Source organism: Salinisphaera orenii subsp. orenii MK-B5, assembly GCF_003788635.1.
Lineage (GTDB): Bacteria > Pseudomonadota > Gammaproteobacteria > Nevskiales > Salinisphaeraceae > Salinisphaera > Salinisphaera orenii.
Genome location: NZ_AYKH01000008.1, coordinates 20,528 through 46,600 on the forward strand (window position 1 = coordinate 20,528; position 26,073 = coordinate 46,600).

Annotated in this window: 21 protein-coding genes; 12 read left to right on the forward strand and 9 right to left on the reverse strand. The window is 67.2% G+C overall.

The features are described 5' to 3' along the window. Positions 1–150 precede the first annotated feature (150 nt). The gene (gene trxA, locus SAOR_RS05300; protein ID WP_123590911.1) at positions 151–477 is read right to left on the reverse strand and encodes a thioredoxin TrxA; all 327 of its coding nucleotides are present in this window, start codon (positions 475–477) and stop codon (positions 151–153) included. 335 nt (positions 478–812) lie between these two features. Here trxA and SAOR_RS05305 point away from each other — a divergent pair, with 335 nt between their 5' ends. Both SAOR_RS05305 and cysQ read left to right on the forward strand, forming a co-directional pair. Then, the gene (locus tag SAOR_RS05305) at positions 813–2,132 is read left to right on the forward strand and encodes a DEAD/DEAH box helicase (RefSeq protein ID WP_123630530.1); all 1,320 of its coding nucleotides are present in this window, start codon (positions 813–815) and stop codon (positions 2,130–2,132) included. Positions 2,133–2,191: 59 nt separating this feature from the next. After that, a complete protein-coding gene (gene cysQ, locus SAOR_RS05310; RefSeq protein ID WP_123590909.1) occupies positions 2,192–2,989 on the forward strand; it encodes a 3'(2'),5'-bisphosphate nucleotidase CysQ in 798 nt (265 codons plus the stop codon). Between the two features lie 263 nt (positions 2,990–3,252). Here the strand turns inward: cysQ and SAOR_RS05315 are convergent, their stop codons facing one another. Genes SAOR_RS05315 through SAOR_RS05330 form a run of 4 tightly spaced genes read right to left on the reverse strand, consistent with a single transcriptional unit; the run spans position 3,253 to position 8,197 of the window. Next, entirely contained in the window at positions 3,253–3,726 is a 474-nt protein-coding gene (locus SAOR_RS05315) for a universal stress protein (protein ID WP_123590908.1), read from the reverse strand. Next, on the reverse strand, positions 3,686–5,161 hold the full coding sequence (locus tag SAOR_RS05320; protein WP_123630531.1) for a DHA2 family efflux MFS transporter permease subunit: 1,476 nt from the start codon (positions 5,159–5,161) through the stop codon (positions 3,686–3,688). The genes SAOR_RS05315 and SAOR_RS05320 overlap by 41 nt, the downstream gene beginning before the upstream one ends. Then, positions 5,139–5,771 (reverse strand): hypothetical protein, encoded by a 633-nt coding sequence (locus SAOR_RS05325; RefSeq protein ID WP_123630532.1) that lies wholly within the window; start codon positions 5,769–5,771, stop codon positions 5,139–5,141. The genes SAOR_RS05320 and SAOR_RS05325 overlap by 23 nt, the downstream gene beginning before the upstream one ends. A gap of 44 nt (positions 5,772–5,815) precedes the next feature. Next, a complete protein-coding gene (locus tag SAOR_RS05330; protein ID WP_123630533.1) occupies positions 5,816–8,197 on the reverse strand; it encodes a penicillin-binding protein 1A in 2,382 nt (793 codons plus the stop codon). Positions 8,198–8,474: 277 nt separating this feature from the next. Between SAOR_RS05330 and pilM the strand changes: the two genes are divergently transcribed. The 10 genes from pilM (at position 8,475) to SAOR_RS05380 (ending at position 23,176) form a co-directional block, all read left to right on the forward strand. Then, the gene (pilM, locus tag SAOR_RS05335; RefSeq protein WP_185015561.1) at positions 8,475–9,512 is read left to right on the forward strand and encodes a type IV pilus assembly protein PilM; all 1,038 of its coding nucleotides are present in this window, start codon (positions 8,475–8,477) and stop codon (positions 9,510–9,512) included. Beyond that, entirely contained in the window at positions 9,509–10,117 is a 609-nt protein-coding gene (locus SAOR_RS05340) for a PilN domain-containing protein (RefSeq protein ID WP_123630535.1), read from the forward strand. The genes pilM and SAOR_RS05340 overlap by 4 nt, the downstream gene beginning before the upstream one ends. After that, the gene (locus tag SAOR_RS05345) at positions 10,114–10,755 is read left to right on the forward strand and encodes a type IV pilus inner membrane component PilO (RefSeq protein WP_123630536.1); all 642 of its coding nucleotides are present in this window, start codon (positions 10,114–10,116) and stop codon (positions 10,753–10,755) included. Before SAOR_RS05340 ends, SAOR_RS05345 begins: the two co-directional genes overlap by 4 nt. Then, entirely contained in the window at positions 10,752–11,258 is a 507-nt protein-coding gene (locus SAOR_RS05350; protein WP_123590902.1) for a pilus assembly protein PilP, read from the forward strand. Before SAOR_RS05345 ends, SAOR_RS05350 begins: the two co-directional genes overlap by 4 nt. A 74-nt stretch (positions 11,259–11,332) precedes the next feature. Continuing rightward, the gene (locus SAOR_RS05355) at positions 11,333–13,405 is read left to right on the forward strand and encodes a type IV pilus secretin PilQ (protein ID WP_245965400.1); all 2,073 of its coding nucleotides are present in this window, start codon (positions 11,333–11,335) and stop codon (positions 13,403–13,405) included. A 48-nt stretch (positions 13,406–13,453) separates the two neighbouring features. Beyond that, a complete protein-coding gene (locus tag SAOR_RS05360) occupies positions 13,454–15,217 on the forward strand; it encodes an Ig-like domain-containing protein (protein WP_123630538.1) in 1,764 nt (587 codons plus the stop codon). 62 nt (positions 15,218–15,279) lie between these two features. After that, positions 15,280–15,810 carry a shikimate kinase AroK gene (gene aroK / locus SAOR_RS05365; RefSeq protein WP_123590899.1) on the forward strand — a complete coding sequence of 177 codons (531 nt, stop codon included), beginning with the start codon at positions 15,280–15,282 and terminating at the stop codon, positions 15,808–15,810. Between the two features lie 98 nt (positions 15,811–15,908). Next, positions 15,909–17,006, forward strand: coding sequence for a 3-dehydroquinate synthase (gene aroB / locus SAOR_RS05370; protein WP_123590988.1), 1,098 nt, complete (start codon positions 15,909–15,911; stop codon positions 17,004–17,006). A gap of 222 nt (positions 17,007–17,228) precedes the next feature. Beyond that, on the forward strand, positions 17,229–21,689 hold the full coding sequence (gltB, locus tag SAOR_RS05375) for a glutamate synthase large subunit (protein WP_123590898.1): 4,461 nt from the start codon (positions 17,229–17,231) through the stop codon (positions 21,687–21,689). Between the two features lie 77 nt (positions 21,690–21,766). After that, positions 21,767–23,176: an FAD-dependent oxidoreductase gene (locus tag SAOR_RS05380; protein WP_123590897.1), complete on the forward strand. Its 1,410-nt coding sequence runs from the start codon at positions 21,767–21,769 to the stop codon at positions 23,174–23,176. 331 nt (positions 23,177–23,507) lie between these two features. On the opposite strand, the gene SAOR_RS05385 is transcribed toward SAOR_RS05380, so the two are convergent. The 4 genes from SAOR_RS05385 to SAOR_RS05400 all read right to left on the reverse strand — a co-directional run bounded on the left by SAOR_RS05385 (position 23,508) and on the right by SAOR_RS05400 (position 26,022). Then, the gene (locus tag SAOR_RS05385) at positions 23,508–24,377 is read right to left on the reverse strand and encodes an NAD-dependent protein deacetylase (RefSeq protein WP_123630539.1); all 870 of its coding nucleotides are present in this window, start codon (positions 24,375–24,377) and stop codon (positions 23,508–23,510) included. Then, a complete protein-coding gene (locus SAOR_RS05390; protein ID WP_123630540.1) occupies positions 24,374–25,021 on the reverse strand; it encodes an HAD family hydrolase in 648 nt (215 codons plus the stop codon). The genes SAOR_RS05385 and SAOR_RS05390 overlap by 4 nt, the downstream gene beginning before the upstream one ends. Before the next feature lie 182 nt (positions 25,022–25,203). Further along, positions 25,204–25,470 carry an acyl-CoA-binding protein gene (locus tag SAOR_RS05395; RefSeq protein WP_123591946.1) on the reverse strand — a complete coding sequence of 89 codons (267 nt, stop codon included), beginning with the start codon at positions 25,468–25,470 and terminating at the stop codon, positions 25,204–25,206. Positions 25,471–25,503: 33 nt separating this feature from the next. Beyond that, positions 25,504–26,022 (reverse strand): dihydrofolate reductase, encoded by a 519-nt coding sequence (locus tag SAOR_RS05400; RefSeq protein WP_123630541.1) that lies wholly within the window; start codon positions 26,020–26,022, stop codon positions 25,504–25,506. Positions 26,023–26,073: the final 51 nt, after the last annotated feature.

Sequence of the window (26,073 nt, forward strand, 5' to 3'; positions counted from 1 at the left end):
CCGCCGTTGCTGGAATCCTTCGACTGGCGTTCATCGAGTGTATCTTCAGACACGGCTATCTACGGTTTGCGAGGAAGCGCGCACGCTTCGACATGAATAGGCGGGCGGGGGAGCCCGGCCGCCGGCGAATGCCGGCGGCGGCTCGGGGGTCTAGATGTGCTGATCGACGAACTCGGTCAGCTGGGTCTTGGAAACGGAACCGACCTTGGTGCCGGCCACATCGCCATCCTTGAACAGCATCAGCGTGGGAATGCCACGGATGCCGTAGCGAGGCGGCGTGTTGGGATTCTCGTCGATGTTGAGCTTGGCGATGGTGAGCCGGCCGTCGTATTCGTCGGCGATCTCGTCCAGCACCGGCGCGATCATCTTGCAGGGACCGCACCATTCGGCCCAGTAGTCGACCAGCACCGGACCACTGGCCGACAACACATCCTGCTCGAAGCTGTCGTCGGTCACTTTGACTATGTTTTCACTCATGGGCGTCCTCGCGAGGGACCTCGAATGGAAAGTGGGCTGTTGCGGCGCCCGACGCAGTCCGTCGAGGCGCGTACGGGCGGATAATTGAGGGCACGAACAGTTGTTTGCAAGGTGCGCGGCTGCCTGCCGCTCGACGGTCGTCGGAGACGACAAGCTGTTATAGTGCGGATTGCAGAAAACAGCGCCAGAGGACGGGCGATGTGCCCGGACAGGGCAGCGAAATCGCGTATTCGCGTTACTGCCTGCCATTGGAGCCTATCTGCACGCGTTTTTCAACCCCCGGCACGCCGAAATCGCAACGCCTGCCGGGTCCCTGCTTTCAAGCCAGGCCATCTATGACCGACACCTCGACCGACGCCGCCCCGCCGAACGCCACCGACGACCCGGGCAGCCTGCTGACCGAGACCCGCCTGGACAGCCTCGGCCTGCACGAGACGATCGTCGCCGGCCTGACCCAGCGCGGCTTCACTCACGCCACGCCGATCCAGGCGGAAACGCTGCCCCTGGCGCTGTCCGGCACCGACATCGCCGGTCAGGCGCATACCGGTACCGGCAAGACCGCGGCTTTCCTGCTGGCGACGCTGGACCGGCTGATGCGCCAGCCGAGGCAGCCGAGCGCCCAGGCCCCCGTCGGTGCCTCGCAGCCGCGGGCGCTGATACTCGCACCGACGCGCGAGCTCGCCGACCAGATCTACAACGACGCCCTGCCGCTGGCCGCCGACACCGGCCTGAAGTGCGTGGTCTGCTACGGCGGCACCGGCTACGACGAGCAGCGCCAGGCCATCGCCGACGGCGTGGACATACTCATCGGCACGCCCGGCCGCCTGATCGACTACTACAAGCAGAAGATCTACACGCTGCAGGCGATCGAGGTCGCCGTGCTCGACGAGGCCGATCGCATGTTCGATCTCGGCTTCATCAACGACATCCGCTATCTGTTCCGCAAGATGCCGGCCCCGGACGCGCGCCAGAACCTGCTGTTCTCCGCGACGCTGTCGCATCGCGTGCTCGAGCTCGCCTACGAGCACATGAACAGCCCCAAGCTGGTGCGCACCGATACCGAAACGGTCAACATCGGCGCCATCACGCAGAAGCTGTATCACGTGTCCAAGGACGACAAGATGACGCTGCTGGTGGGCACGCTGCGACGCCTGGCGGCCGAGCGCACGCTGATCTTCATCAACACCAAGCGCATGGCCGAGCGCATCGAGGACACCCTCAACGCCAACGGCTTCACCGCGGCGACGCTGTCCGGCGACGTCGCCCAGAACAAGCGGCTGCGGCTGCTCGAGGAATTCAAGGACGGCCAACTGCCGATCATGGTCGCCACCGACGTGGCCGCCCGCGGTCTGCATATCCCGGACGTCAGCCATGTGATCAACTTCGACCTGCCCCAGGACGCCCAGGACTACGTTCACCGCATCGGCCGGACCGCACGCGCGGGCAAGACCGGCAGCGCGATCTCGTTCGCCTGCGAGGAATACGTCTACTCGCTGCCGGACATCGAAGCCTACATCGAACACAAGATCGACGCCGAGATGCCGCCCGCGGACCATTTCGCCGACGAGATCACACGACCCGCGCCGCGCCGGCGCAAGCCCCGGGGCCGCCGTGACGGCGGCCGGCCGCGGCGTCACAGCGGCGGGCGCGGCTGAACCACGGCGGCTGTCTCAGCCGGTATGATGCGGCGCTGGACTCCCAGCCACCGCGACCCATGGAACTGACCCGCGATCTGCTCGACGCCGTGTGCGACATCGCCGTCGAGGCCGGCCAGCTGACGCTGCCGATCTACTACAGCGACTTCGACGTCGAGACCAAGGACGACGACAGCCCGCTGACGCAGGCCGATCTCGCCGCCCATCGCCACATCCAGGCCGCCCTGACGCGGCTGACGCCGGACACGCCGCAGCTGTCCGAGGAAGGCGCGGAAACACCCTACGCCGAGCGTCGCGGCTGGGCCGAGCACTGGCTGGTGGACCCGTTGGACGGCACCCGCGAATTCGTCAACAAGAACGACCAGTTCACCATCAACATCGCCCTCATCCGCGATCATGTGCCGGTGCTGGGCGTGGTCTACGCGCCGGTGCTGGATACGCTCTGGTTCGGCGCCGGCGCGCTCGGCGCCTTCTGCCAGACCGGCGACGACGCGCCGCGGCGCATCGCCGTGTCGACGCGGGCCGACACGCCGCGCGTGCTGGTCTCGCGCTCGCACCGCGGCAGCGAAGTGGACGCCGTGCTGGCGCGCATGCCCGACTACGAGCCCGTGACCATGGGCTCCTCGCTGAAGTTCTGCGTCATCGCCGAGGGCCGGGCCGATTTCTACCCGCGTCTCGGGCCGACCAGCGAATGGGATACCGGCGCCGGTGACGCCGTGCTGCGCGCCGCCGGTGGCGCCATCACCGATCTGCACGGCCACGCGCTCGCCTACAACGACGGCGACAGCATACTCAACCCGCACTTCATCGCCTTCGGCGACACCGAGCACGACTGGCGGGCCTACCTCAGCGACTAGCGTCGAGCGACAGGCCCCGCGTTAACGATCGCACGGCCCCGCATCCCCCTCGGCACGCCGGCCACGCCATGCGCCAAGCCGGCCACCGCGGACGCGCCGAAGCCGGGACATCGCATTGCGCCCCGCCGTCATGCGCTGGCCCGCCTCTGCGCCGGTCGCGCCGCAAGGCGCCTGCGATCATTCCGCGTCGCGAGCGCGGAACCTCGCATCGAACGGCTCGGCGATACGGCCGCATCCGCCCGGTCGCGGCCCGGCGTGCTCGCTCAGGACGCCGGCTCGTCGCGCCCGGGCAGCTCCTCGGCCGCGGCCTGGACCACCAGCAGGCTGCAGTTGAGCCGGTCGAGCAGCGAGGCCCCGACCGAGCCCTGCCACCAGCGCGCCAGCAGCCCGCGGCGCTGGTGGCCCACGACCACCAGGTCCACGGCCAGATCGTCGGCCAGCCGCTGGATCTGATGCGCCGGCTCGCCGGCGCGCAGATGGCCCTCCGCGTCCACGCCGCGCTGCTTGAGCAGATCCACGCCTTCGTCGAGGATCGCCTCGATGCGCTCGCGTTCGGCCTCGTACATGCTCTCGGTGTAGAAGCCCTCGGCCGCGGCCACCGCCCCGGTCAGGGGCACCACCGCCAGCAGATGCACCTCGACCTCGCCGGTGCCCAGCAGTGGCAGGGTGCGGCGCAGCGCCACGCGCCCCTGTTCGCTACCGTCGTAGGCCAGCAGAATCTTTTCGAAGTTTTGCATGCAGATACCCCATCCAGCCCGCGGCGATCATTGCCAGGACGAATACTAATCCCAACACCATGAAGGTCTCGGAAAAGCCCTTTGTCAAGGCCGAGATCACGTCGCGGCCACCGCCAGCGCGGTCGTAGACACGATGCAGATCGACGGCACCCTCCAGGCGCGCGCCGATGCGTGATTCCAGCAGCAGTGCGAGCAGGTTGACGCCCAGTGCACCGCCCAGCTGGCGGGCGAAGTTGATGACCCCCGACCCCTGCTGCGTGTGCGCCGCCGGCAGGCTGCGCAGGCCGTCGATGTTCAACGCCGGCATCATGATGCCGAGCGCCATGCGGCCGAAAGCGATCCACAGCACCAGCGCCAGAAAGCCGGTGTCCGGCCGGCTGAAGGCCAGCCCCAGCATGCCGAAGGCAAAACCGGCACAGCCCACGAGCATGAGGCGATGGGCCGGCAGACGATCGGCCAGCCGGCCAGCGAGCGGAAAGATCACCGTCAGCGACAGCCCCGCCGGCATCATCGCCAGCCCGGTGGCGGTCGCGGAGAACTGCTGCACGCCCTGCATCAGCAGCGGCACGAGATAGGTGGACCCATACAGGCCGGCGCCATAGGCCATCGCCAGCAGGCTGGCAAGCGCGAAGCGCGGATAGGCGAAGACCTGCAGCTGAATCAGCGGTGCCTCGGCGGTGGCCGCCCGCCAGACGAAGCCGGCCAGCAGCGCGAGGCCGACCACGATGCCGGGCAGAGCCCACCCCCCGGTGCCGGCGAGCATCGACAGCCCCAGCAGCAGCGCCGCCAGGCCGACGGCGAGCAGCAGCAGACCGAGCCAGTCGAAGGCCAGCGGAGCGTCCGAGCGGTGTTCGACCAGGTACCGGCGCGCGCCCCAGAGCGCGGCCAGACCGAAGGGGATGCCGGGCAGATACACCGCGCGCCAGGACAGCCAGTCGATGAGCACGCCGCCGACCGCTGGCCCGAGCGCCGGAGCCAGGACCACACCCATGCCGTAGAGCCCCAGGGCCTTGCCGCGTTCGCGGTCGGGGAAGACATCGAAGATGAGCACCAGCGCCAGCGGCTGGATCATGCCGGCGGTGGCGCCCTGGAGCAGGCGGGCGGCGATCATCACGCCGCCGCTGGGGCTGGCCGCGGCGAGCACGCAGGCTGCCAGAAAGACCCAGAGCGAGATCTCGAAGGTGCGTCGCTGGCCGAAGCGCTCCATCACCCGCGCGCTGGCGAGCATGGTCGCGGTCATCGCCGCCATGAAGCCCGTGGCCAGCCACTGCGCGGCCATCTGGCTCATGCCGAAATCGGCCATGATCGGCGGAATGGCCACGTTGACGACGGTCGCATTCAGCACCACCGCCACCGTGCCCAGGATCACGGTGACGGTCACCGGCCACTTGCGGGCCTCGGTCGCGGGCGACTCAGAGGTCGGCGAGGCGCGCACGCAGCTGCTCGTCGGCGATCAGGCGCTCGACGCGGTCCACGTTGGCGCGCGCCATCGGCGCGCCGTCGACCAGGCTGCGCGGCGCCTCGCGGATCTCCGTGGCCCCGAACAGCGTCGCCTCGAAGCGATGCTCCCCGGCCACGAAACGAAACGCCGGGTAGAAGCGATGCCCCTCGGCGAAGCGATAGCGCCGTTCGACGAGTTCGTAGGGGATGCCCTGCCCCTGGAGAAACAGATCGAAGGCTTCCGACTGTTCGGCGAAGAGGTGCAGCTGGATATCCGAATGGGCGTCGGCCAGGCCGGAGAGCACGTCGCCGACCAGGCGCGGGCGGAAATCGGCGAACAGGCGCATCGCCTGGACCGCGGCCTCGCGCATGGCCTGCAGCCGCTGCGGCTGCTCGTCACCGGCGAACAGCCGGTGATGCTCGGCGAGCGCGGCCTCGATCTCGCTGTTGCGCGGCAGAATGCTGTTGCGCACGTCGATGCCCAGGTGCTGGGCCGCCTTCTGCTTGGCGACGCGGAAATCGCGGATGCCCTGCTCGGCCATCAGACGGGCGGCGAGCTGCGCCATGTGCTGGCGCTGGGCGGACTGCTTGCGGGCACTGGCCATGACGGACTCCGAAAACGAACCGCGGGCACCTGGCGACGACCGGCTCAGAACAGCTTCTCGACCTCGCTGGACGGTGCATTGTCCCCGGAGCGACGGGCCTCCTCCTCGGACGGCACGTTGTTCGGCCGGAACGTTTCCGGTATACCGCCGCCATCCAGGGCGCGCTGGCCGGTCTCGGGGTCGATGTTAACGGTGACCAGATCGGCCGGCCGCGGTGGCATCGCCTCGGGCGTGCCGGCCAGGGCGTCGCGCATGAAGTCGATCCACATCGGCAGCGCGGCATGCGCGCCGGTCTCGCTCGATCCCATGGGCGTGAGCTTATCGAAGCCGACCCAGCTGATCGCCACGAGGTCGGCATTGAAGCCCACGAACCAGGCGTCGATCTGATCGTTGGTGGTGCCCGTCTTGCCGGACAGATCGGATCGCTCGAGCGTGGTCGCACGGCGGCCGGTACCCCGGCGGATGACGTCGCGCATCATGTCGCCGATGAGCCAGGCATTGGCGGCGTCCACCACACGCGGCGCCAGCCGGTCGCTGTCGGCGTCACCACCGGTGGCCTCCAGTGCCGGGCAGTCGGCGACACGCGCGCAGGCGACGCGTGGTTCCGCGGCGAAGCGGACATCGCCGCGGCCGTCCTCGATGCGGCTGATGTAGTAGGGCTTGACGCCGTAGCCGCCGTTGGCGAACACGGCATAGGCCTGGGCCATCTGCAGCGGCGAGAAGCTCGCGCTGCCCAGCGCCAGCGACAGGTCCCGCGGCATCTGTTCGGCCGGCAGACCGAACTCGGAGATATGGTCGATCGCGGCGTCGATGCCGATGCTGCGCAGCAGCCGGATCGAGACCAGATTGCGCGAGTGGACCAGACCTTCGCGCATCCGCGTCGGGCCGTGAATGCGGCCACTGTAGTTCTGCGGCCGCCAGGCCTCGCCGATACCGCCGCCGTAGACCACCGGCGCATCGTTGATGATGCTGGCCGGGGTGAAGCCGTTGTCGAGCGCGGCGGAATACAGGAAGGGCTTGAACGACGAACCGGGCTGACGCCGTGCCTGGACCGCGCGGTTGAATTTCGACGCGTCGAAGTCGAAGCCCCCGGACAACGCCTCGATCGCGCCGGTATCGGGATCCAGAGCGACCATCGCGCCCTGCACCTCGGGGATCGCGGCCAACGTCCAGGCTTGATCCTCGTCGTCGCTGCCGGTGTGGGCCAGCCGGACGACATCGCCCCGCTCGACCAGTGCGCCCGCGGACTGGCCCTGACCGAGCCAGGGCATCTGGCCGGCGTCGAGCGTGACCTCGCCGTAGCGTTCGGTGACCAGCGTCGCGCTGCGCTGGGCGACGCGCTCGACCACGGCCGGGACGAGGCCCCCGATCACCGACATCTTCTCGAGCGCCTCGCGCAGCGCCTGCGCGTCGTCCAGCGTGGCCGTATCCAGCGTCTTCTCCGGGCCGTGCCATTCGTGGCGCGCATCGTAGGCCAGCAGATCGCGGCGCAGGGCGCGATCGGCGGCTCCCTGGCGCCCGCTATCGATCGTCGTGGTGACGTCGAATCCCTCGGTGTAGGCCTTGTCGCCGTAGCGCGCGATCATGTCCTGACGGACCATCTCCGCGACGTAATCGGCCTCCTGACGATCCTCGCGCTCGGTGTCGTTTTCGCCCGCGGTAACCGGCGCGTCGATGGCCTGTTCGTAGGTCTCGTCGCTGATCATGCCCAGCGTCTGCATGCGCGAAAGGACGTAGTTGCGCCGCTGCTTGGCGCGCTCCGGGCTGGCCAGCGGGTTATAGCGCGACGGCGCCTTGGGCAAGCCGGCGATCATCGCCGTTTGTGCGACGTCGAGCTCGTCCAGCGGCTTGTTGTAGTACGCCTCCGAGGCCGCCCCGACGCCATAGGCCCGGTTGCCGAGGTAGATCTTGTTGAGATAGAGCTCGAGCAGCTGCTCCTTGCTCAGCTTCGACTCCAGCCGCAGCGCGAGGATGATCTCCTTGATCTTGCGCACATAGGTGCGGTCGTTGGTCAGATAGAGATTGCGCGCCAGCTGCATCGTGATGGTCGAGCCACCCTGCGTCTTGCGTCCGGTCTCGATGAGATGAATCGCGGCCCGGATGATGCCCTGGTAGTCCACGCCCGGGTGCTCGAAGAAGCGGTCGTCCTCGGCGGCCACGAACGCATCCACCACGGCCTTCGGGATCTCGTCGTAGGTGCGCGGCAGCCGTCGCTCGACGCCGTACTCGGCGATGAGCTTGCGATCCGCGGTGTAGATCCGCAGGGGCTCGTTGAACTCGGTTTCGCCTATATCGCCGGCCTGGGGCAGCTGTGGGCCGAAATAGAGATAGACGCCCGCAACCACGCAGACGGCCAGCGTTGCCGCGGACAGCAGGCCGGCAATCAAAAAGACCACGAAACGGGCCGCACGCGGCATGGCTTTCATCGGCATCTCTCGGCCCGCGGGCCGCTGAACAATACAACCGCAGCGCATGATACCGACGCCGGTCGGTTTTTGCGCGCCCGCGGTTCGGCGCAGGCGGCACACCGGGGTCGCCAGCCACCAAAGCCGCCGGGCGAACCGACGTGATTGACGCGGCGGACTCAACGTTTTCCGATTCAAGCCGATACCTGCCGAGAGACCGCGCGAGCGGCCGCATCAGGGCTCAGGTAATTCGATGACGCGCTTCGGGCAATTGTTCAAAAGACGGCCACGATCGTTCATGGGCGTGGACATCAGCGCCTCGCGGATCCGGCTGCTCGAACTGGACGGCCGCGGCGATACCCATCGTGTGCTCAGTTATGCCAGCGAGCCGCTGCCCGCCGAAGCCATCGCCAACGAGCAGATCGTCGACGCCGAGGCCGTGGCGGCGTCCATGAAGCGGGCGCTCGAGCGCAGCGGCAGCCGCACGCGACGCGCCGCGATCGCGGTCTCGGGCCCGGCCGTGATCAGCAAGATCATCGACATGCCGGCCGAGCTCGGCGACGCGGAAATCGAGCAGCAGATCGCCTTCGATGCGGAGCAATACATTCCGCATCCCAAGGAAGAGGTCAACCTCGATTTCCAGGTGCTCGAACGCGATACCAACAATCCCGACGTCAATCGCGTGCTGCTGGTGGCCTGCCGGCGCGACCATGTGGAGGCGCACGTCGGCGCTATGGAGATGGCCGGGCTCGAGGTCTGCATCGTCGACATCGAGACCTACGCGCTGCAGAACGCCTGCAGCCTGCTGATCGAACAGTCGCCGGCGCTGGCCGCCGCGGGCGCGAACGTCGCCGTGTTCGATCTGGGCGCCCAGCAGACGCGTCTGAGCGTGAGCCACGGCGGCCGCAACGTGTATTCACGCGAGCTGTCCTTCGGCGGCCGGCAGCTGGCCGGCGATCTGCTCGAACGCCACGACCTGAGCGAGATCGACCAGCTGCGCGGACGTCTGCGCACGGGCGAGATCGCACCCGAGGCGATCGCCGACGAGGTCGGTGAATTCGCCCACCGGGCCGCCGGACAGATCGAGCGCGCGCTTCAGTTCTACATGTCGGCCGGGAGTCAGGAAGAGACCATCGATCAGGTGGTGCTGGTGGGCGGCACGACCCTGTTTCCCGGGATCGAAGAGGCCGTCGCCTCGCGCCTGTCCTGGCCGGCCACGGTGGGCAATCCGCTGGCCGGCATGCTCGCCGGCACCGCGGCCCGCCGCAATCACGTCGACTACGACGGTCCGGCGCTGATGGTCGCCACCGGGCTCGCGATGCGTTCGGTCCGATGAGCGAGATCGTCCGCATCAATCTGCTCGACTGGCGCGCGGCCCGGCGCGAGGCCAAGCGCCGGCGGTTCCTCACGGTGCTGGTCGCCGCGGCGCTGGCCAGCGTGGTACTCGTCGGTGTCGTGCCCATGCTCTATTACGATCACCTGATCGACGGCCAGCGCGAGCGCAACGATTTCCTCGAGGCTCGGATCGCGACCGCGGACGCGCAACTGACCGAAATCCGGGAACTGGAGCAGACCCGCGATGCGCTGATCACGCGCATGCGCATCATCGAGCAGCTCCAGCAGTCGCGTTCGGCGATCGTGCACTATTTCGACGAACTGGTGGCCACGCTGCCGGACGGCGTCTATCTGACCGCCCTGTCCCAGCAGGGCGACACGACCACGCTCAACGGCGTGGCCGAGTCCAACGCCCGGGTCTCGGACTATATGGTCAACCTCGACGACTCCGACTGGTTCGCCGACCCGCGCCTGATCGTGATCAAGTCCAGCGAGACCGGGCCGAAGCGCTACGCGGATTTCACGCTAACCGTGGACAGCGTCAATCCGAACCTGGCCGACGACGAAGCCGCGACGACCACATCGGACAGCGAGTCGCGCTCATGAAGTCGCTGAACGAGTACTTCGAAGAGCTACGCGGCCTGGATCAGCACAACATCGGCAGCTGGCCGCTGTACGCCTACGTGCTGGCGATCGCCGCGGTCTCGCTGACCATCATGGGCATCGGCACCTGGTACTTCGTGCTGCCGAAGCAGGACACCCTGGCGCAGGCGCGCGCACAGGAAAGCAAGCTCAAGCAGCGTTTCGAGATCAAGCAGCGCCAGGTCGCGAATCTGGACGCCTACCGCGATCAGCTCGAAACGATGGAGGCCCAGTTCGGCGAGCTGCTGCAGCAACTGCCCAGCCGCACCGAAGTGCCCAGCCTGCTCAACGACATCTCCAAGACCCGCATCGCCAGCGGCCTCGAGGAGGAGTTGTTCAAGCCGCGTCCGGAAGAGATGCGCGACTTCTACGCCATACTGCCCAACGACCTCATCGTGACCGGGGACTATCACGAACTCGGCCGTTTCGTCTCCGGCGTGGCGGCGCTGTCGCGCATCGTGACCATCGGCGATGTCGAGATCGAGCCCCTGCGAGACAAGGACGGGCGCACCGGCGAGCTGCGCATGAGCATGACCGCCAACACCTATCGCTATCTCGAAGAGGACGGCGCGACCACCGAATCCAGCGGAGACACGCCATGACTCGGCGCGCCGTCGTGCTGTTGCTGGCGGTCGCGCTCGGCCTAGCGGCCTGTGGCGGCGACAACAGCGACCTCGAGCGCTACGTCGCCGAAGTGCGCGCTCGTCCCAGCGAGCCGATCGAGCCGATCCCCGAGATCGCCGACTATACCCCCTACACCTACCGCGCCGACGACCGCCGCGGCCCGTTCACGCCCAACATGCCCGAGCCGGAGCGGGGCGGAAGCGGGCCGACACCGGACACGGATCGCGAGCGCGAGCCGCTCGAGGCCTATCCGCTGGATGCGCTGCGCATGGTCGGCACGATCAGTCGGGGCGGTACCATGTACGCGCTGATCAAGGCGCCGGACAACGTCATTCACCGGATCAAGCGCGGGGACCACATGGGCCAGAATTACGGCGAGGTCACCGCCGTATCCGAAAATGGCATCGCCCTGAGCGAGATCGTGTCCGACGGCGCCGGCGGCTATGTCCAGCAGCCGGCCGCGTTGGCACCCACGCAATGAGGGAAGCACGCAGTATGAGCCGAATGCTATCGCCCCCGCCTCTGCGCACACCGCGGCACCGGTGGTGGCTGGTCGTGCTGCTCTGGGCGCTGGCCACAACCGCGGCGCAGGCCGCAGACAACCGCCTGATATCGATCGACGCCGCCGAGCGCAGCAGTCAGCGCGTCACGCTGCGGCTCAAGCTGGCCGACACCGCACCGGAGCCCTCGGCGTTCACCGTGAACGAACCGGCCCGGTTGTCGATCGACCTGCCGAATACCGACCTGGACGTGGCCGAACGCTATCAGCGCATCGACACCGGGCCGGTCCAGGCCGTCGCCCTGGCGGCCGCGGGCGGGCGCACGCGCGTGGTGGTCGAACTCACACACATGGTCGACTACGCCATCGACCGGCGCGGCGATGAGGTCCGCGTCGACATCGGCGGCGGCCGCGCCACGGCGCGCGCACCGGCCGCCGAGCGGTCCGCCCCAGTGCCCGCCTCGACGCCCGCCCGGCCGGGCACGAACGGACCCGCGATCGACGATATCGACTTCCGGCGCGGCGAGAACGGCGCCGGCCGCGTCGAGATCGGGCTCCAGGGTGTCGACACGCCCGTGGACGTCGACACGGACGACAGCGGCCGGATCGTGGCGAGACTGCCGGGCGTGGCCCTGCCGCGGCGCCTCGAGAAACGCTTGGACGTTCTGGACTTCGCGACCCCGGTCGAGGCGATCGACACGCTGGCCCGAAACGGCGGCGCGCAGGTCGCCATCACGCCGGTCGCCGATACCGAGTACGAACAGGTCGCCTATCAGACCGACGACGCCTTCATCGTCGAACTGCAGCCGTTGACCGCGGCCGAGAAGGCCGAGCGCGAAGCCGAGCAGGAAAGCTACACCGGCGAGAAGATCTCGCTGTCGTTCCAGAGCGTTGACGTGCGGGCGGTCCTGCAGATCATCGCCGACGTCGCCGATGTCAACATGGTCGTCTCCGACAGCGTCACCGGCAACATGGCGCTGCGGCTCGAGGAGGTCCCCTGGGATCAGGCGCTGGATATCATCATGAACGCCAAGGGCCTGGGCATGCGGCGCGAGAACAACGTCATCAGCGTCGCGCCGCTGGCCGAGATCGCCGCCCGCGAGCAGGCCGAACTGGCCGCCCGCCAGGCCACCCGCAATCTCGCCCCGCTACGCTCCGAGATCATCCAGATCAACTACGCACGGGCGGCGGACATCGCCAACATTCTGCGCGCCGGCCGGGCCGAAAACGGCAACGGCAATGCCGCCACCGGTGAAACCGGCGGCCGCGACGTGTCGTTCCTGTCCGCGCGCGGCCAGGTGACCGTGGACGATCGCACCAACAGCCTGCTCATCAACGAGACCCGCGAGAAGATCGACGACATCCGCCGGCTGGTGGCTCGCCTGGACATCCCGGTGCGCCAGGTGCTGATCGAGTCGCGCATCGTGGTGGCCAACCGGAACTTTTCCCGGAATCTGGGCGTATCTTCGAGCGCCATCGACAACGCCGCCTATGAGTCCGCCACCGGGGGAAACTATCTCGTCGACTCCGGGTATTCCGTAGAACTTCCTGTTTCAAATCCCGCCGGCATAATCACCACCAGCATCATCAGCGATACCTTCAATTTAGACTTAGCACTCTCTGCTCTAGAGTCCGAGAATCGGGGCGATATTATTTCTGCTCCAAGAGTGATTACTGCCGACGGACAAGAAGCAAATATCGAGCAAGGCGAAGAAATTCCGTACCTCGAAGCTACCGAGCAGGGCACAGCGACAACGCAATTCAAGAAAGCCGTACTTAGTCTAAAAGTTACACCCCAAATTACACCTAATGACCGAATAATAATGAGTTTGGATGTGAGCCAAGATTCTAGAGGCCAAGATGCTCCAGTACAGGGCGGAGGATCAGCACCTGCTATCGATACCCGTAGCATCCAAACGCAAGTACTAGTGAAAGATGGCGAAACTGTCGTTTTAGGCGGGATATATGAGCAGGAGAATCGCGATGTGACAGACCGCGTCCCCCTGCTTGGCGAACTACCTTTAGTTGGTGCGCTATTCAGAGGCACGGAGCGCCAGCGCGACAAGCGCGAGCTTCTGCTATTCGTGACGCCAAAGATTCTCAAAGAATCGCTTCAGCTCGACCGCTAAGCATAAACTGCCCAGATCAGGAAAGATACTATTTTTGGGGGAGCTACCTTGACTTTTCGCAAATATTCTCAAATCTCGGTTTTCATACTTCTCGTGCTCACACTCGCCGGCTGCGGAGGGTCCACGTCCGGCGGAGACGATGACGGAGATTCGGAGTCCGGGGACGGCGAGAATCCAAATGGAAACACGGCCACCCAAATCGATCTTATAGCGAGCTCGACCTCGCTTCCCTCCGCCGCCATCCAGTCTGAGAACGGCGTCGACCTAACGGCACTCCTACGAGATGCGAACAACAATTCAGTCGTCGAACCAGATGTAGCCTTCAGTTCCGATGCGGGTCGGCTCGAGACCGAATCTGCAGGCACAGAAAGCGCGACAGCCGTATTATTCAATGACCCAGATCACGCCAACCGAACAATTACGGTGCAAGCTGAAGCCGATGGCATCCGTGATGAGATCAGAGTCGATGTCACCGGCACCGAACTCACGCTTGAAGGCCCTGACGCCATTGCCCGCGGCGAAAGCGCAACCTTCACTACGCGCCTGAGCGATTCTTCAGGAGACCCCATCACGGCCGCGACCATCGACGTAGACACCGACCCGACTGCCCAAGTGAGCGCGAGCACGATGGACACGAACAGCGCGGGCGAGGCGACTTTCACTGTAAGCGAGCAGGAAGCTGGACGGAACACTATTCGCGTTTCAAGTCGGGGCGCCGAAATAGAAAAGCAGATTACTGTGGGCGGCAAAGGTCTCTCCTTCAGCCAGGCCGACGAAGAAGATGACAGCCCCACTGTCGGAGACACCGAACAGATCACGGTAGTTTACAGCGGGAATAACGGCCCGATCGCAGACAGCGACATAACCTTTACGGCATCACGTGGAACACTCGGACACGATGTCGTCACTACTGATTCCCAGGGTGAAGCGACTACACAGATCCAATCCAATGTCGCCGGCGCGACCAACGTCACGGCGTCGGTCGACGGGAAGAGGGCATCCCGCATTATCAGATTCATGGCGGCAGAACCCGCTACCTTGGTACTCAACGCCGCGTCGGCGACGATAACCGGCAATTCGACGACCAACCTGACCGCAACCGCACGCGATGGATTCAGCAATCCGGTGGCGAACGAGACCATCAATTTCCGACTGGGCGAGGATAGTGCCGGCACACTTTCCTCTTCGCAGACACGCACGGATACGAGCGGTACAGCGCGGGTGGTATACACTGCCCCACCGAGTTCAGTAAGCGAACCAGTAGAGATCGTTTCGAGCGTCGCAACCGATGAGACCCTCGAAGATTCGACCACTATCACTGTCGCCGGCGAGGCCCTGAGTATTCGCCTAGGCACCGGTGGCCCGGCTGAGTTGGCATCTGATGGCACTACCTACGACGCGCCCTACGCGGCGCTGATCAGTGATGCGGCCGGCAATCCCGTTTCGGACGCGACGTTGCGTCTAAATGTCCGAGCTATAGCCTACCGAGCCAATGATTCGCCGGATACCGGTTGCAGGACAGAGGACGAAAACAACAACGGTGTACTCGACCCGCGGGAGGATAGGAACGATAATGAGACGCTCGACCCCGGCCAAGTAGTTACGGTGCCATCCTCACCGGAGCTCGACGGTAGTGGTGTGGCGCGTTTCGATATTACATATCTTTCGCGTTTTGCAGAGCGCGTCAAGGTACGGTTGACCGCTACCGCCGATTCGGCCGGGAGTGAAGGCGATGAGAGTCTAGAATTCGATCTTGAGGGCTCGCCGTCAGGTGATAACCCGTTTGAAGACGACTGCGCGGTCGACCGGTAATTCAGTTACCGCAATGACGATACAGCGTAATCTCCAAAAGAGGTCTTACCAACAAAAATTGTATGGCAGCTAATCCAAACATTTATCTTGTCGGCCCGATGGGGGCCGGTAAAACCACGATCGGTCGGCGCATCGCCGAGATCAAGGGCATGTCGTTCGTCGACTCGGATCACGAAGTCGAAAAACGCACGGGCGTGGACATCTCCTTCATCTTCGACATGGAAGGCGAGGCGGGCTTTCGCAAGCGCGAACGCGAAATGATCGCCGAGCTGTCGGACTTGCCGAACACCGTGATGGCGACCGGCGGCGGCGCCGTGCTCGAGTCCGCCACCCGCGATCTGCTCTCGGCGCGCGGCGTGGTGGTCTACCTCGAGACGTCGCTGGAGCAGCAAATCTCGCGGACCCGCAAGGCCAGCAACCGCCCGATTCTCGAAGGCAGCGAAGACGTCGAGGCGACCCTGACTCGTCTCATGGAAGAGCGCGATCCGCTCTATCGCTCGATCGCGGACATCGTGGTGCCCACCGGCGATCAGCAGGCGCGGCGTCTGGCGCGCGAGATCGTCGAGCAGCTCGAGGCCATCGGTACGGCCTGATGGGCGCCGGCACGCCGCGGCGCGATTCCGAACAGGCCGCATCCGTCACCGGAAACGGGCCCGGCCGCACCACGGATCGAGTCCAGGGAGAGCTGTCGATGACCGACACCGCAGCCGCGACGCTCACCGTCGATCTCGGCGAGCGCAGCTACGACATTCGGATCGCGCCCGGGCTGCTGTCCGAGGCGGCGGCCTACGGCGGCGCCATCCGTGCGCGCCGCGTGCTCGTGGTCACCAACGACACCATCGCACGGCACTACTCGGCCCGCGTCGCGGCCGCGCTGGCCGCCGATCACGAAGTCGAGATCCTGGAGCTGCCCGACGGCGAGGCCTACAAGACGCTGGCCACGCTGGAGCGCATCTACGACCGCCTGCTGGAGGGCGGCTACGGCCGGGACGCGACGCTCGTTGCCCTGGGCGGCGGCGTGATCGGCGACATCGCCGGCTTCGCGGCCGCCAGCTATCAGCGCGGCATCGACTTCGTCCAGTTGCCGACGACGCTGCTCGCCCAGGTCGACTCCTCTGTCGGCGGCAAGACCGGCGTCAATCATCCGCTCGGCAAGAACATGATCGGCGCCTTCCATCAGCCGCGGCGGGTGCTCGTCGACACCGACGTGCTGGAGACGCTGCCCGCACGGGAATTCGCCGCCGGGCTGGCGGAGGTCATCAAGTACGGGCTGATCGGCGACGCGCCCTTCTTCGACTGGCTGGAGACGAACATGGCCGCGCTCAACGCGCGCGAGCCGACCGTCGTCGTCGAGGCCATCCGTCGCTCCTGCGCCAACAAGGCGGCCGTGGTGGCCGCCGACGAACGCGAGGCCGGTCGCCGGGCGCTGCTCAATCTCGGCCATACCTACGGCCACGCGCTCGAAGCCGAGCTGGGCTACGGCGCCTGGCTCCACGGCGAGGCGGTCGCGGCCGGCCTGTGCATGGCCGCGGACACCTCGCAGCGCCTGGGCTGGCTCGACGCCGACGACGTCGCCCGCATCGAGCGCGTGATCGAGAGCGCGAATCTGCCGCTGGCACCGCCGGCCGAGGTCAGCCGCGCGCGTATTCGGGCCCTGATGACGCGCGACAAGAAGGCTCTGGCCGGCGACCTGCGCCTGATCCTGCTGCGCGCCATCGGCCACGCCGAGGTCGTGGACGCCGACGAGCAGGCGCTGGACGCAACGCTGGCGCGCTATCTCGCGGCCTGAGCGCCGGCAGGCCGGCGCCGGGCCCCGCCGATTGATCGAGGCGGGGGCGCCTTTTATACTCCAAGTTCACGAGAGGAACGCCCCGGGCGTCCGATCCGGCCGCCCCCAAGCGCGCTACGCCGGCACGCAACGCCCTTCCCCCGGCGTCCGGCCCGGTGCTCCACCGGGCGCCGCGACCGGCCACGACCGGCGCCGAATCCGACCCGAGGCGAGGACAACGATATGCATCAGATGAACGGCGGACTCTATTCTCCGGAGTTCGAGAAGGACGCCTGCGGTTTCGGCCTGATCGCCAACATGGACGACAAGCCGAGCCACTGGCTCGTTCAGACCACCATCGGCGCGCTCGAGCGTCTGACCCACCGCGGGGCGGTCGCCGCCGACGGCAAGACCGGCGACGGCTGCGGCATCCTCATGAAGAAACCGGATGCCTTCCTGCGCACGCTCGCCGCCGAGGCCGGCATCGAACTCGCCGACCAGTACGCCAGCGGCATCATCTTCCTGCATCCCGAATCGGATCGCGCGGAAGCCGCCAAGGCCGAGCTCGGCCGGCAGCTGGAGGCCGAGGGCCTGGCCGTGGCCGGTTGGCGCGCGGTCCCGATCGACGCCGAGTCGGCCTGTGGCGCTCAGGCGCTGGCCACGCTGCCGCATCTCGAGCAGGTCTTCGTGACCGCGCCGGACGACATGGACTCCGCCCTGTTCGAGGCCAAGCTGGTGTTCGCCCGCCGGCGCACCGAGAACGCGCTGACCGACGACGACGTGTTCTACGTGCCGTCGCTCTCGGCGAAGGTGTTCTCCTACAAGGGCATGGTCATGCCCAGCTATCTGACCGTGTTCTACAAGGACCTGGCCGACGAGCGCCTGGAGACCTCGCTGTGTGTCTTCCACCAGCGCTTTTCCACCAACACGCTGCCGCAGTGGCGTCTGGCGCAGCCGTTCCGGTATCTGGCCCACAACGGCGAGATCAACACGGTCACCGGCAATCGCAACTGGTCGACCGCACGGGCGGCCAAGTTCCAGTCCGACAAGCTGCCGGAGCTGGAATCGATCCTGCCGCTGGTGTCCATGAACGGCTCGGATTCGCAGAGCCTGGACAACATGCTGGAAGTGCTGCTCGCCGGCGGCATGGACATCTTCTACGCCATGCGCCTGCTGATGCCGCCGGCCTGGCAGAACGTCGACTACATGTCCGCCGACCTCAGAGCCTTCTACGAATACAACGCGATGCACATGGAGCCGTGGGACGGCCCCGCCGGCATCGTGCTCACCGACGGCCGTTACGCGGCCTGCTGCCTGGACCGCAACGGCCTGCGGCCGGCGCGTTACGTGATCACCGACGATCGCCACATCACGCTGGCCTCTGAGATCGGCGTCTGGGACTACGATCCCGAGCGGGTGGTGGCCAAGGGACGGCTCAAGCCGGGCGACATGATCGCCGTGGACACCGAGAACGGCGAACTCATCCAGCCGCGCGAGATCGACGAACGCCTGGCCTCGCGGGCGCCCTACAAGCAGTGGCTCAAGAAGCACGCCCGCATGCTCGAGTCGCGCATGAGCGACACGCGCGACGAGGCCTGGATGGAGCGCTGGACGGTCAAGGTCTACGAAAAGCTCTTCCACGTCTCCTTCGAGGAACGCGATCAGGTCCTGCGCCCGATCGCGGAGGCCGGCCAGGAAGCCACGGGCTCCATGGGCGACGACACCCCATTCCCGGTGCTCTCGCGCGTGGATCGCGTGCTCTTCGACTATTTCCGGCAGAAGTTCGCCCAGGTCACCAACCCGCCGATCGACTCGCTGCGCGAGCGCATCGTGATGTCGCTGGAGACCTGCTTCGGCCGCGAGCGCAACGTCTTCGAGGAGAACGAGGCACGCGCCAAGCGCCTGGTGGTCGATTCGCCGGTGCTGTCCACCGGCAAGTTCCGGCGCCTGCTGTCGCTGACCGACGCGGACTACGCCCACACCGTCATCGACCTCAACTACGACGCCGACACCGACCTGCAGGCGGCCATCGAGGCGGTCTGCGACCGCGCCGTGGCCGCCGTGCGCGACGAGGGCAAGACCATCCTCGTGCTCTCCGACCGCGAGATCGTGGAGGGCCGGCTGCCGATCCAGGCGCTGCTGGCCACGGGCGCGGTGCATCATCGCCTGACCGCCGAGAACCTGCGCTGCGACGCCAACATCGTCGTCGACACGGCGAGCTGCCGCGACGCGCATCACTACGCCTGCCTGATCGGCTACGGCGCGACCGCGATCCATCCGTACCTGGCCTACGAGTCCCTGAACGACCTGATCCGCTGCGGCCAGATCGACGGCCGCAACGCCGACGACCTGTGCGCGACCTACCGCAAGGGGATCAACAAGGGCCTGTACAAGATCATGTCCAAGATGGGCATCTCCACGGTCACCAGCTATCGCGGCGCCCAGCTGTTCGAGATCGTGGGCCTGGCCGACGAGGTGGTCGATCTGTGCTTCGCCGGCACGGTCAGCCGCGTCGCCGGCGCCGGCTTCGCGCATCTGCAGGCGGATGCCGCGCATCTGGCCCGAAACGCCTGGAATCCGCGCGTGGCGATCAATCAGGGCGGCCTGCTCAAGTTCGTCCACGGCGAGGAGTACCACTGCTACAACCCGGACGTGATCGCCACGCTGCACGAGGCGGTGTCCTCCGGCGAGTACGACAAGTACCGCGAATACGCCTCGATCGTGCAGGGCCGGCCGGCATCCGTGCTGCGGGATCTGCTCAAGCTGCGCGAGGACATCGAGCCGATCGACATCGACGAGGTCGAGGCGATCGAGGCGATCACGCCGCGCTTCGACTCCGCCGGTATGAGCCTCGGCGCGCTCTCGCCCGAGGCGCACGAATCGCTGGCCCAGGGCATGAACCGCATGGGCGGGCGTTCCAACTCCGGCGAGGGCGGCGAGGACGCCTCACGCTACGGCACCGACAAGATGTCGAAGATCAAGCAGGTCGCCTCGGGCCGCTTCGGCGTCACGCCGCACTATCTGGTCAACGCCGAGGTCCTGCAGATCAAGATCGCCCAGGGCGCCAAGCCCGGCGAAGGCGGCCAGCTGCCGGGGCACAAGGTCAACGAGATGATCGCGCGGCTGCGCTACTCCAAGCCGGGCGTGGCTCTGATCTCGCCGCCGCCGCATCACGACATCTACTCGATCGAAGACCTGGCCCAGCTGATCTTCGACCTCAAGCAGGTCAACCCCAAGGCGCTGGTCTCGGTCAAACTGGTCTCGGGCCCGGGCGTGGGCACGATCGCGGCCGGCGTGGCCAAGGCCTACGCCGATCTGATCACCATCTCCGGCTACGACGGCGGCACCGGCGCGAGCCCGCTGACCTCGGTGCGCTACGCCGGCACGCCCTGGGAGCTCGGCCTGTCGGAGACCCACCAGACGCTGCGCGCCAACGAGCTCCGCGACAAGGTCCGGGTGCAGACCGACGGCGGCCTCAAGACTGGTTTGGACGTGATCAAGGCCGCGATTCTGGGCGCGGAGTCCTTCGGCTTCGGCACCGGGCCGATGGTGGCGCTGGGCTGCAAGTATCTGCGCGTGTGTCATCTCAACAACTGCGCCACGGGCGTGGCCACCCAGAACGAGACCCTGCGCGAGCGCCATTTCATCGGCATTCCCGAGATGGTGCAGAACTTCTTCTCGTTCATCGCCCAGGACACCCGCGAACTGATGGCCGCGATCGGCGTGCGCTCGCTGCAGGAGCTGATCGGCCGCACCGACCTGCTCGAACTGCTGCCGGGCGAGACGCCCAAGCAGCGGGGCCTGGACCTGTCGCCGATCCTGTCGGACGGCGGGCTCGCCGAAGACGTGCCGATGTACTGCCTCGAGCCGCACAACGAGCCCTTCGACAAGGGCGAACTGGCCGAGCGCATGGTCGCCGACGCGCTCGACGCGATCGAGAACCGGTCCGGCGGCACGTTCGCCTATGAGGTGCACAACAACAACCGCTCCATCGGCGCCCGGCTGTCCGGCGAGATCGCCCGCCGCCACGGCAACCTCGACATGGAGGATGCGCCGATCCGGCTCGACCTGACCGGCACCGCCGGCCAGAGCTTCGGCGTGTTCAACGCCGGCGGCCTGCATCTCTATCTGGAGGGCGACGCCAACGACTACGTCGGCAAGGGCATGGCCGGCGGGCGTATCGTCATCCGGCCCTCGCCGCGCGCCGGTTTCGTCGCCCGCGAGGCGGCGATCGTCGGCAACACCTGCCTCTACGGCGCGACCGGCGGCACACTCTACGCCGCCGGCCAGGCCGGCGAACGCTTCGGCGTGCGCAATTCCGGCGCCTCGGCGGTGGTCGAGGGCGTGGGCGATCACGGCTGCGAGTACATGACCGGCGGCTGCGTGGTCGTGCTCGGCCATACCGGCATCAATTTCGGTGCCGGCATGACCGGCGGGCTGGCCTATGTGCTGGACGAGAAGCGCGAGTTCGTCGACCGCTACAACCACGAGCTGATCGACATCCACCGCGTGGTCTCGGAGAACATGGAGGCCCACCGCCACTATCTGCGCGACCTGATCGAGGCCCACGTGGCCGAGACCGACAGCGCCTGGGGCCACGAGATTCTCGAAAACTTCCGCGACTACGTCGGCCAGTTCTGGCTGGTCAAGCCGAAGGCCGAGAGCGTGGAGACGATTCTGGACACGCTCAACCGCGCGGCCTGATCGAACAGACCGCAACCCGTGCCCCCGCCGCGTCATCGCGCGGCGGCGGGCGCGACTGCGTCACCAAAAGGTAACCGATGGCAACGAATCATCTGCAGTTTCTGGAAACCCCGCGCCAGGACCCGAAAAAGGTCGAGGTGCCGGTCCGGATTCACGAATTCGCCGAGATCTACGGCCAGTTCGACAAGGAGACGGCCGCCCAGCAGGCCGGGCGCTGCATTTCCTGCGGCAACCCCTACTGCGAGTGGAAGTGCCCGGTCCACAACTACATCCCGAACTGGCTCAAGCTCGTCAACGAGGGCAATCTGTTCGAGGCGGCCGAGCTGTCGCACGCCACCAACACCCTGCCCGAGATCTGCGGCCGCATCTGCCCGCAGGACCGCCTCTGCGAAGGCGCCTGCACCATGAACGACGGGCTGGGCGCGATCAGCATCGGCTCGGTGGAGAAATACATCACCGATGAAGCCGTCAAGCAAGGCTGGCGGCCCGACGTCTCGGACGTGGTCTGGACCGATCGCAAGGTCGCAGTCATCGGCGCCGGGCCGGCCGGCCTGGGCGCGGCCGATATCCTGGTCCGCAACGGCGTCCAGGCCGTGGTGTTCGACAAGTATCCGCGCATCGGCGGGCTGCTGACCTTCGGCATTCCGCCCTTCAAGCTCGAGAAGAGCGTCGTGGAGACCCGGCGCGAGATCATGGAAGGCATGGGCGTGGAATTCCGGCTCGGCGTCGAGATCGGCCGCGACGTGACCATGGCGGATCTGATGGCCGAATACGACGCCGTCTTCCTCGGCATGGGCACCTACACCTACATGAAGGGCGGTTTCCCCGGCGAGGATCTGGACGGCGTCCACGAGGCCCTGCCCTTCCTAGTGGCCAACATCAATCGCGTTCTGGGCCTGGAGAAGAACCCGCGCGACTACATCGACATGAAGGGCGAGCGCGTGGTCGTGCTCGGCGGCGGCGATACCGCCATGGACTGCAACCGCACCTCGATCCGCCAGGGTGCGAAGAAGGTCGTCTGCGCCTATCGCCGCGACGAGGACAACATGCCGGGCTCGGCGCGCGAATTCCAGAACGCGCGCGAGGAAGGCGTGGAGTTCATGTTCAACCGCCAGCCGGTGGAGATCATCGGCGACACCCACGTCGAGGGCATCAAGGTCGTCACCACCAAGCTCGGCGCGCCCGACGAGCGCGGCCGGCGCCGTCCCGAACCGGTCCCCGGCACGGAGGAAGTCATCGAGGCCGATCGCGTGATCATCGCCTTCGGCTTCCGACCGAATCCGCAGGAATGGTTCGACAGCCAGGCGATCGAGATCGACGACGGCGGTCGCGTGATCGCTCCGGAACAGGGGCGCTTCAAGTATCAGACCACCAATCCGCGGATCTTCGCCGGCGGCGACATGGTCCGCGGCTCGGATCTGGTCGTCACGGCCGTCTTCGAGGGCCGCGAGGCTGCCAAGGGCATCCTCGACTACCTCGAGGTCTGACCGCCGCCGGAATCGGACCGATCGCCCGGCCCACCGCGGCTCGCCCGCGGCGGGCCGCCGCCGGCGGGATCGGGACCGCGCGCCGACATGGACGCGCAGGCCATCGCTTGGCCGCCGTCGGTGTGGCGACGGCCGTCACGCTGCGAGCGCGCCGAGCGACGGCACTGCGGTTTTCAGCCATCGCCTCGCCCGCCTGCCCGAGCCCTGACCGGCACGAATCCGCCGCTCCCTGCGAAGCCGATCACAGCCCGCCTGCCTTCGGAGCGATACCGACACGTCATCCACCGGTCACACGAGCCGTGATCGACCCCGCCGGCAGCGCGCCTCGTCGTCAGCCGCCGTCGGCCTCCGCGATCGCCGCGTCGAGCAGCGCCGCGCAGTCGTCGTCGAGCTTGTGGGTGATCAGATCGTCCGCACGGGTGCGGCCGCGGTTGATCGCCAGAATCGGCAGGCCGCGGGCCGCGGCCTCGCGCACGAAGCGATAGCCGGACCAGACCATGAGCGAGGAGCCGGCCACGAGCACGGCGTCCGAGCGCGCGAGCGCGTTCCAGGCCCGGGACACCCGTTTTTTGGGCACCGCGCCGCCGAAGAAGACGACGTCGGGCTTGAGAATGCCGCGGCACGCCGGACAGGCCGGCACCCGGAACGCGTCGTAATCGACGTCGCCCAGTTCGATGTCACCGTCCGGCCGGATGACGCCGGCGTCATGCAGCCAGTCCCGGTTGGCTTCGATCAACATCTCCTGAACGCGGTGGCGCGACAGCCGGCTGTCGCAGTCCAGGCAGACCACGCGATCGAGACGGCCGTGCAGATCGATCACCGCGCGGCTGCCCGCCGCCTGGTGCAGGCCGTCCACGTTCTGCGTGACCAGCAGGCGCACGCGCCCCGCCCGTCCCAACCGCGCCAGCGCCCGGTGTGCGGCGTTGGGGCGGGCGCGGGCGACCGGCGGCCAGCCCGCCATGCTGCGGGCCCAGTAGCGCCGCCGCTTGGCCAGATGCGTGATGAACGCCTGATGCTGGATCGGCGCCGCCCCCTTCCAGCCGCCGTCGCGGTCGCGATAGTCCGGGATACCCGAGGCCGTGCTGATACCCGCACCGGTGAGCACGAAAAGCCGCCGATGCGCGGCGATGAAATCGCGCAGCCGGGCGATGTGATCGGCACGCGCGGGCGAGTCCCCGGCGATCTCCCGCGGCAGCGTCATGCCGCGGCCGGCGCGCTCACGCCCAGGGCCGCGAGATCGGCCTCGAGCGCAGTCGCGTCGTGGAAGACCAGCGCCTGCCAACCCGCCGCGCGGGCGCCCTCGACGTTGATCCGGCGGTCGTCGATGAGCAGGCATGCGCCCGGCGCCGCGCCCAGTGCGGCGGCCACCGCGGCGAAGCCCCGGGAATCGGGCTTGGCGTAGCCGACCTCCTGCGACGCGAAGGCGCGATCGAGGTGCGCGAAAAAACCGAACTCACGCGCGATATAACGCCAGTGAACGGCGTTGGTGTTGCTGTAGCAGGCCAGGCGATGGCAACGGCCCAGCCGGGCCACGAGCGCCGCAGTCTCGGTCTTTTCGCCCCGGAGCATGCGTTCGAGCGCCGCGGTCAGCGTGTCGAAGTCCAGCGGCGTCGTCAGTTTCCGGTTGAGCGCGGCGTGGAAAGCGCGCGCGTCGAGCTCGCCCACCTGAAAGCGTTCGGCGAGCGAGAACGGGCGCGCGGTGAAGCGCTCGCGCAGCAGCGGCGCAAGCCGCTCGACGGCCGTGTCGCTGCGCGCGGCAAGGTCGGTCAGCGTATCCGCCGGCGGCGCCACGTCCACCAGCACGCCGCCGAGATCGAATACCAGCCAGTCAATGGAATCGGTCATTGCGCGGGACTCTACGTCGACGGCGGTGGTCGGGATGCGTTCGTCATGCCCGGCCACGGCAGACCGACCAGAGCGGCGGCGATCGACGGCTCACATGCCGCCGACCCGGCCCGTGATCCGGCGACCACGGCTACGCATCCAGCGTATCGCGCCCGGCCGGCGACATGCGGCGGGCCCGAGGCTCAGCTGTCGGCGTCGAGCAAGGAGTTGACCTTCTCGATGTAACCGCGCATGGCGGTATCGGCCTTGGTCCCGGCGAGCTTGGCCCAGGCGTCGTACTTGGCGCGGCCCTTGAGATCGGTGAACCCCGGACGCTTGCCTTCCACGTCGCCGACCGTGGCCTGCTTGTAGTGCGCGTAGAGGGCGAGTAGATCGTCGTTGCTCGGGCGCGACGACAGTTTCTGCACGTCTTCCTGCGCCTGCTCGAAATCGGCCTTCAGGTCCGCCATGGGTGCTCCGGGGCAGTGAGTAACCGCTCCAGTTTAAGCCGCGGCCCGCACCCATGTCATGAAACGGTGGGCGGGCACCTCGCCGGCGGCGGCCACCGACTGCGTCTCGACCAGCCGCCAGGCCGACCAGTCGACCGCGGGAAAGTGCGTGTCGCCGGCGTAGTGGCCGTCGATGCGCGTCACCAGCAGACGATGGGCCCGCGCCAGCGAGAGCGCGTAGACCTGGGCGCCGCCGATGACCATCAGCTCCGCGGCGCCGTCCGCGCGGGCCGCGGCGATCGCTTCGTCCAGATCGGCCACGCGTTCGCAGCCCGGCGCGGCGAACCCGGGATCCCGGGTGAGCACGAGATTGCGCCGCTGGGGCAGCGCCCGGCCGATGGAGTCAAACGTGCGCCGGCCCATCAAGATCGGCTTGCCGCGCGTCTGCGCCTTGAACCAGCGCAGATCGTCGGGAATATGCCAGGGCATGCCCCCCTCGGCGCCGATCACGCCGGCGGTGTCCATGGCCACGATCAGAGTGAGTTCGGGGGCGGCGGCTTCGGAGGATGACATGCGTTCGGGGTCTGCAGGCGGCCGGCTATTGTCGAAGGCCGGCCGGTTCGC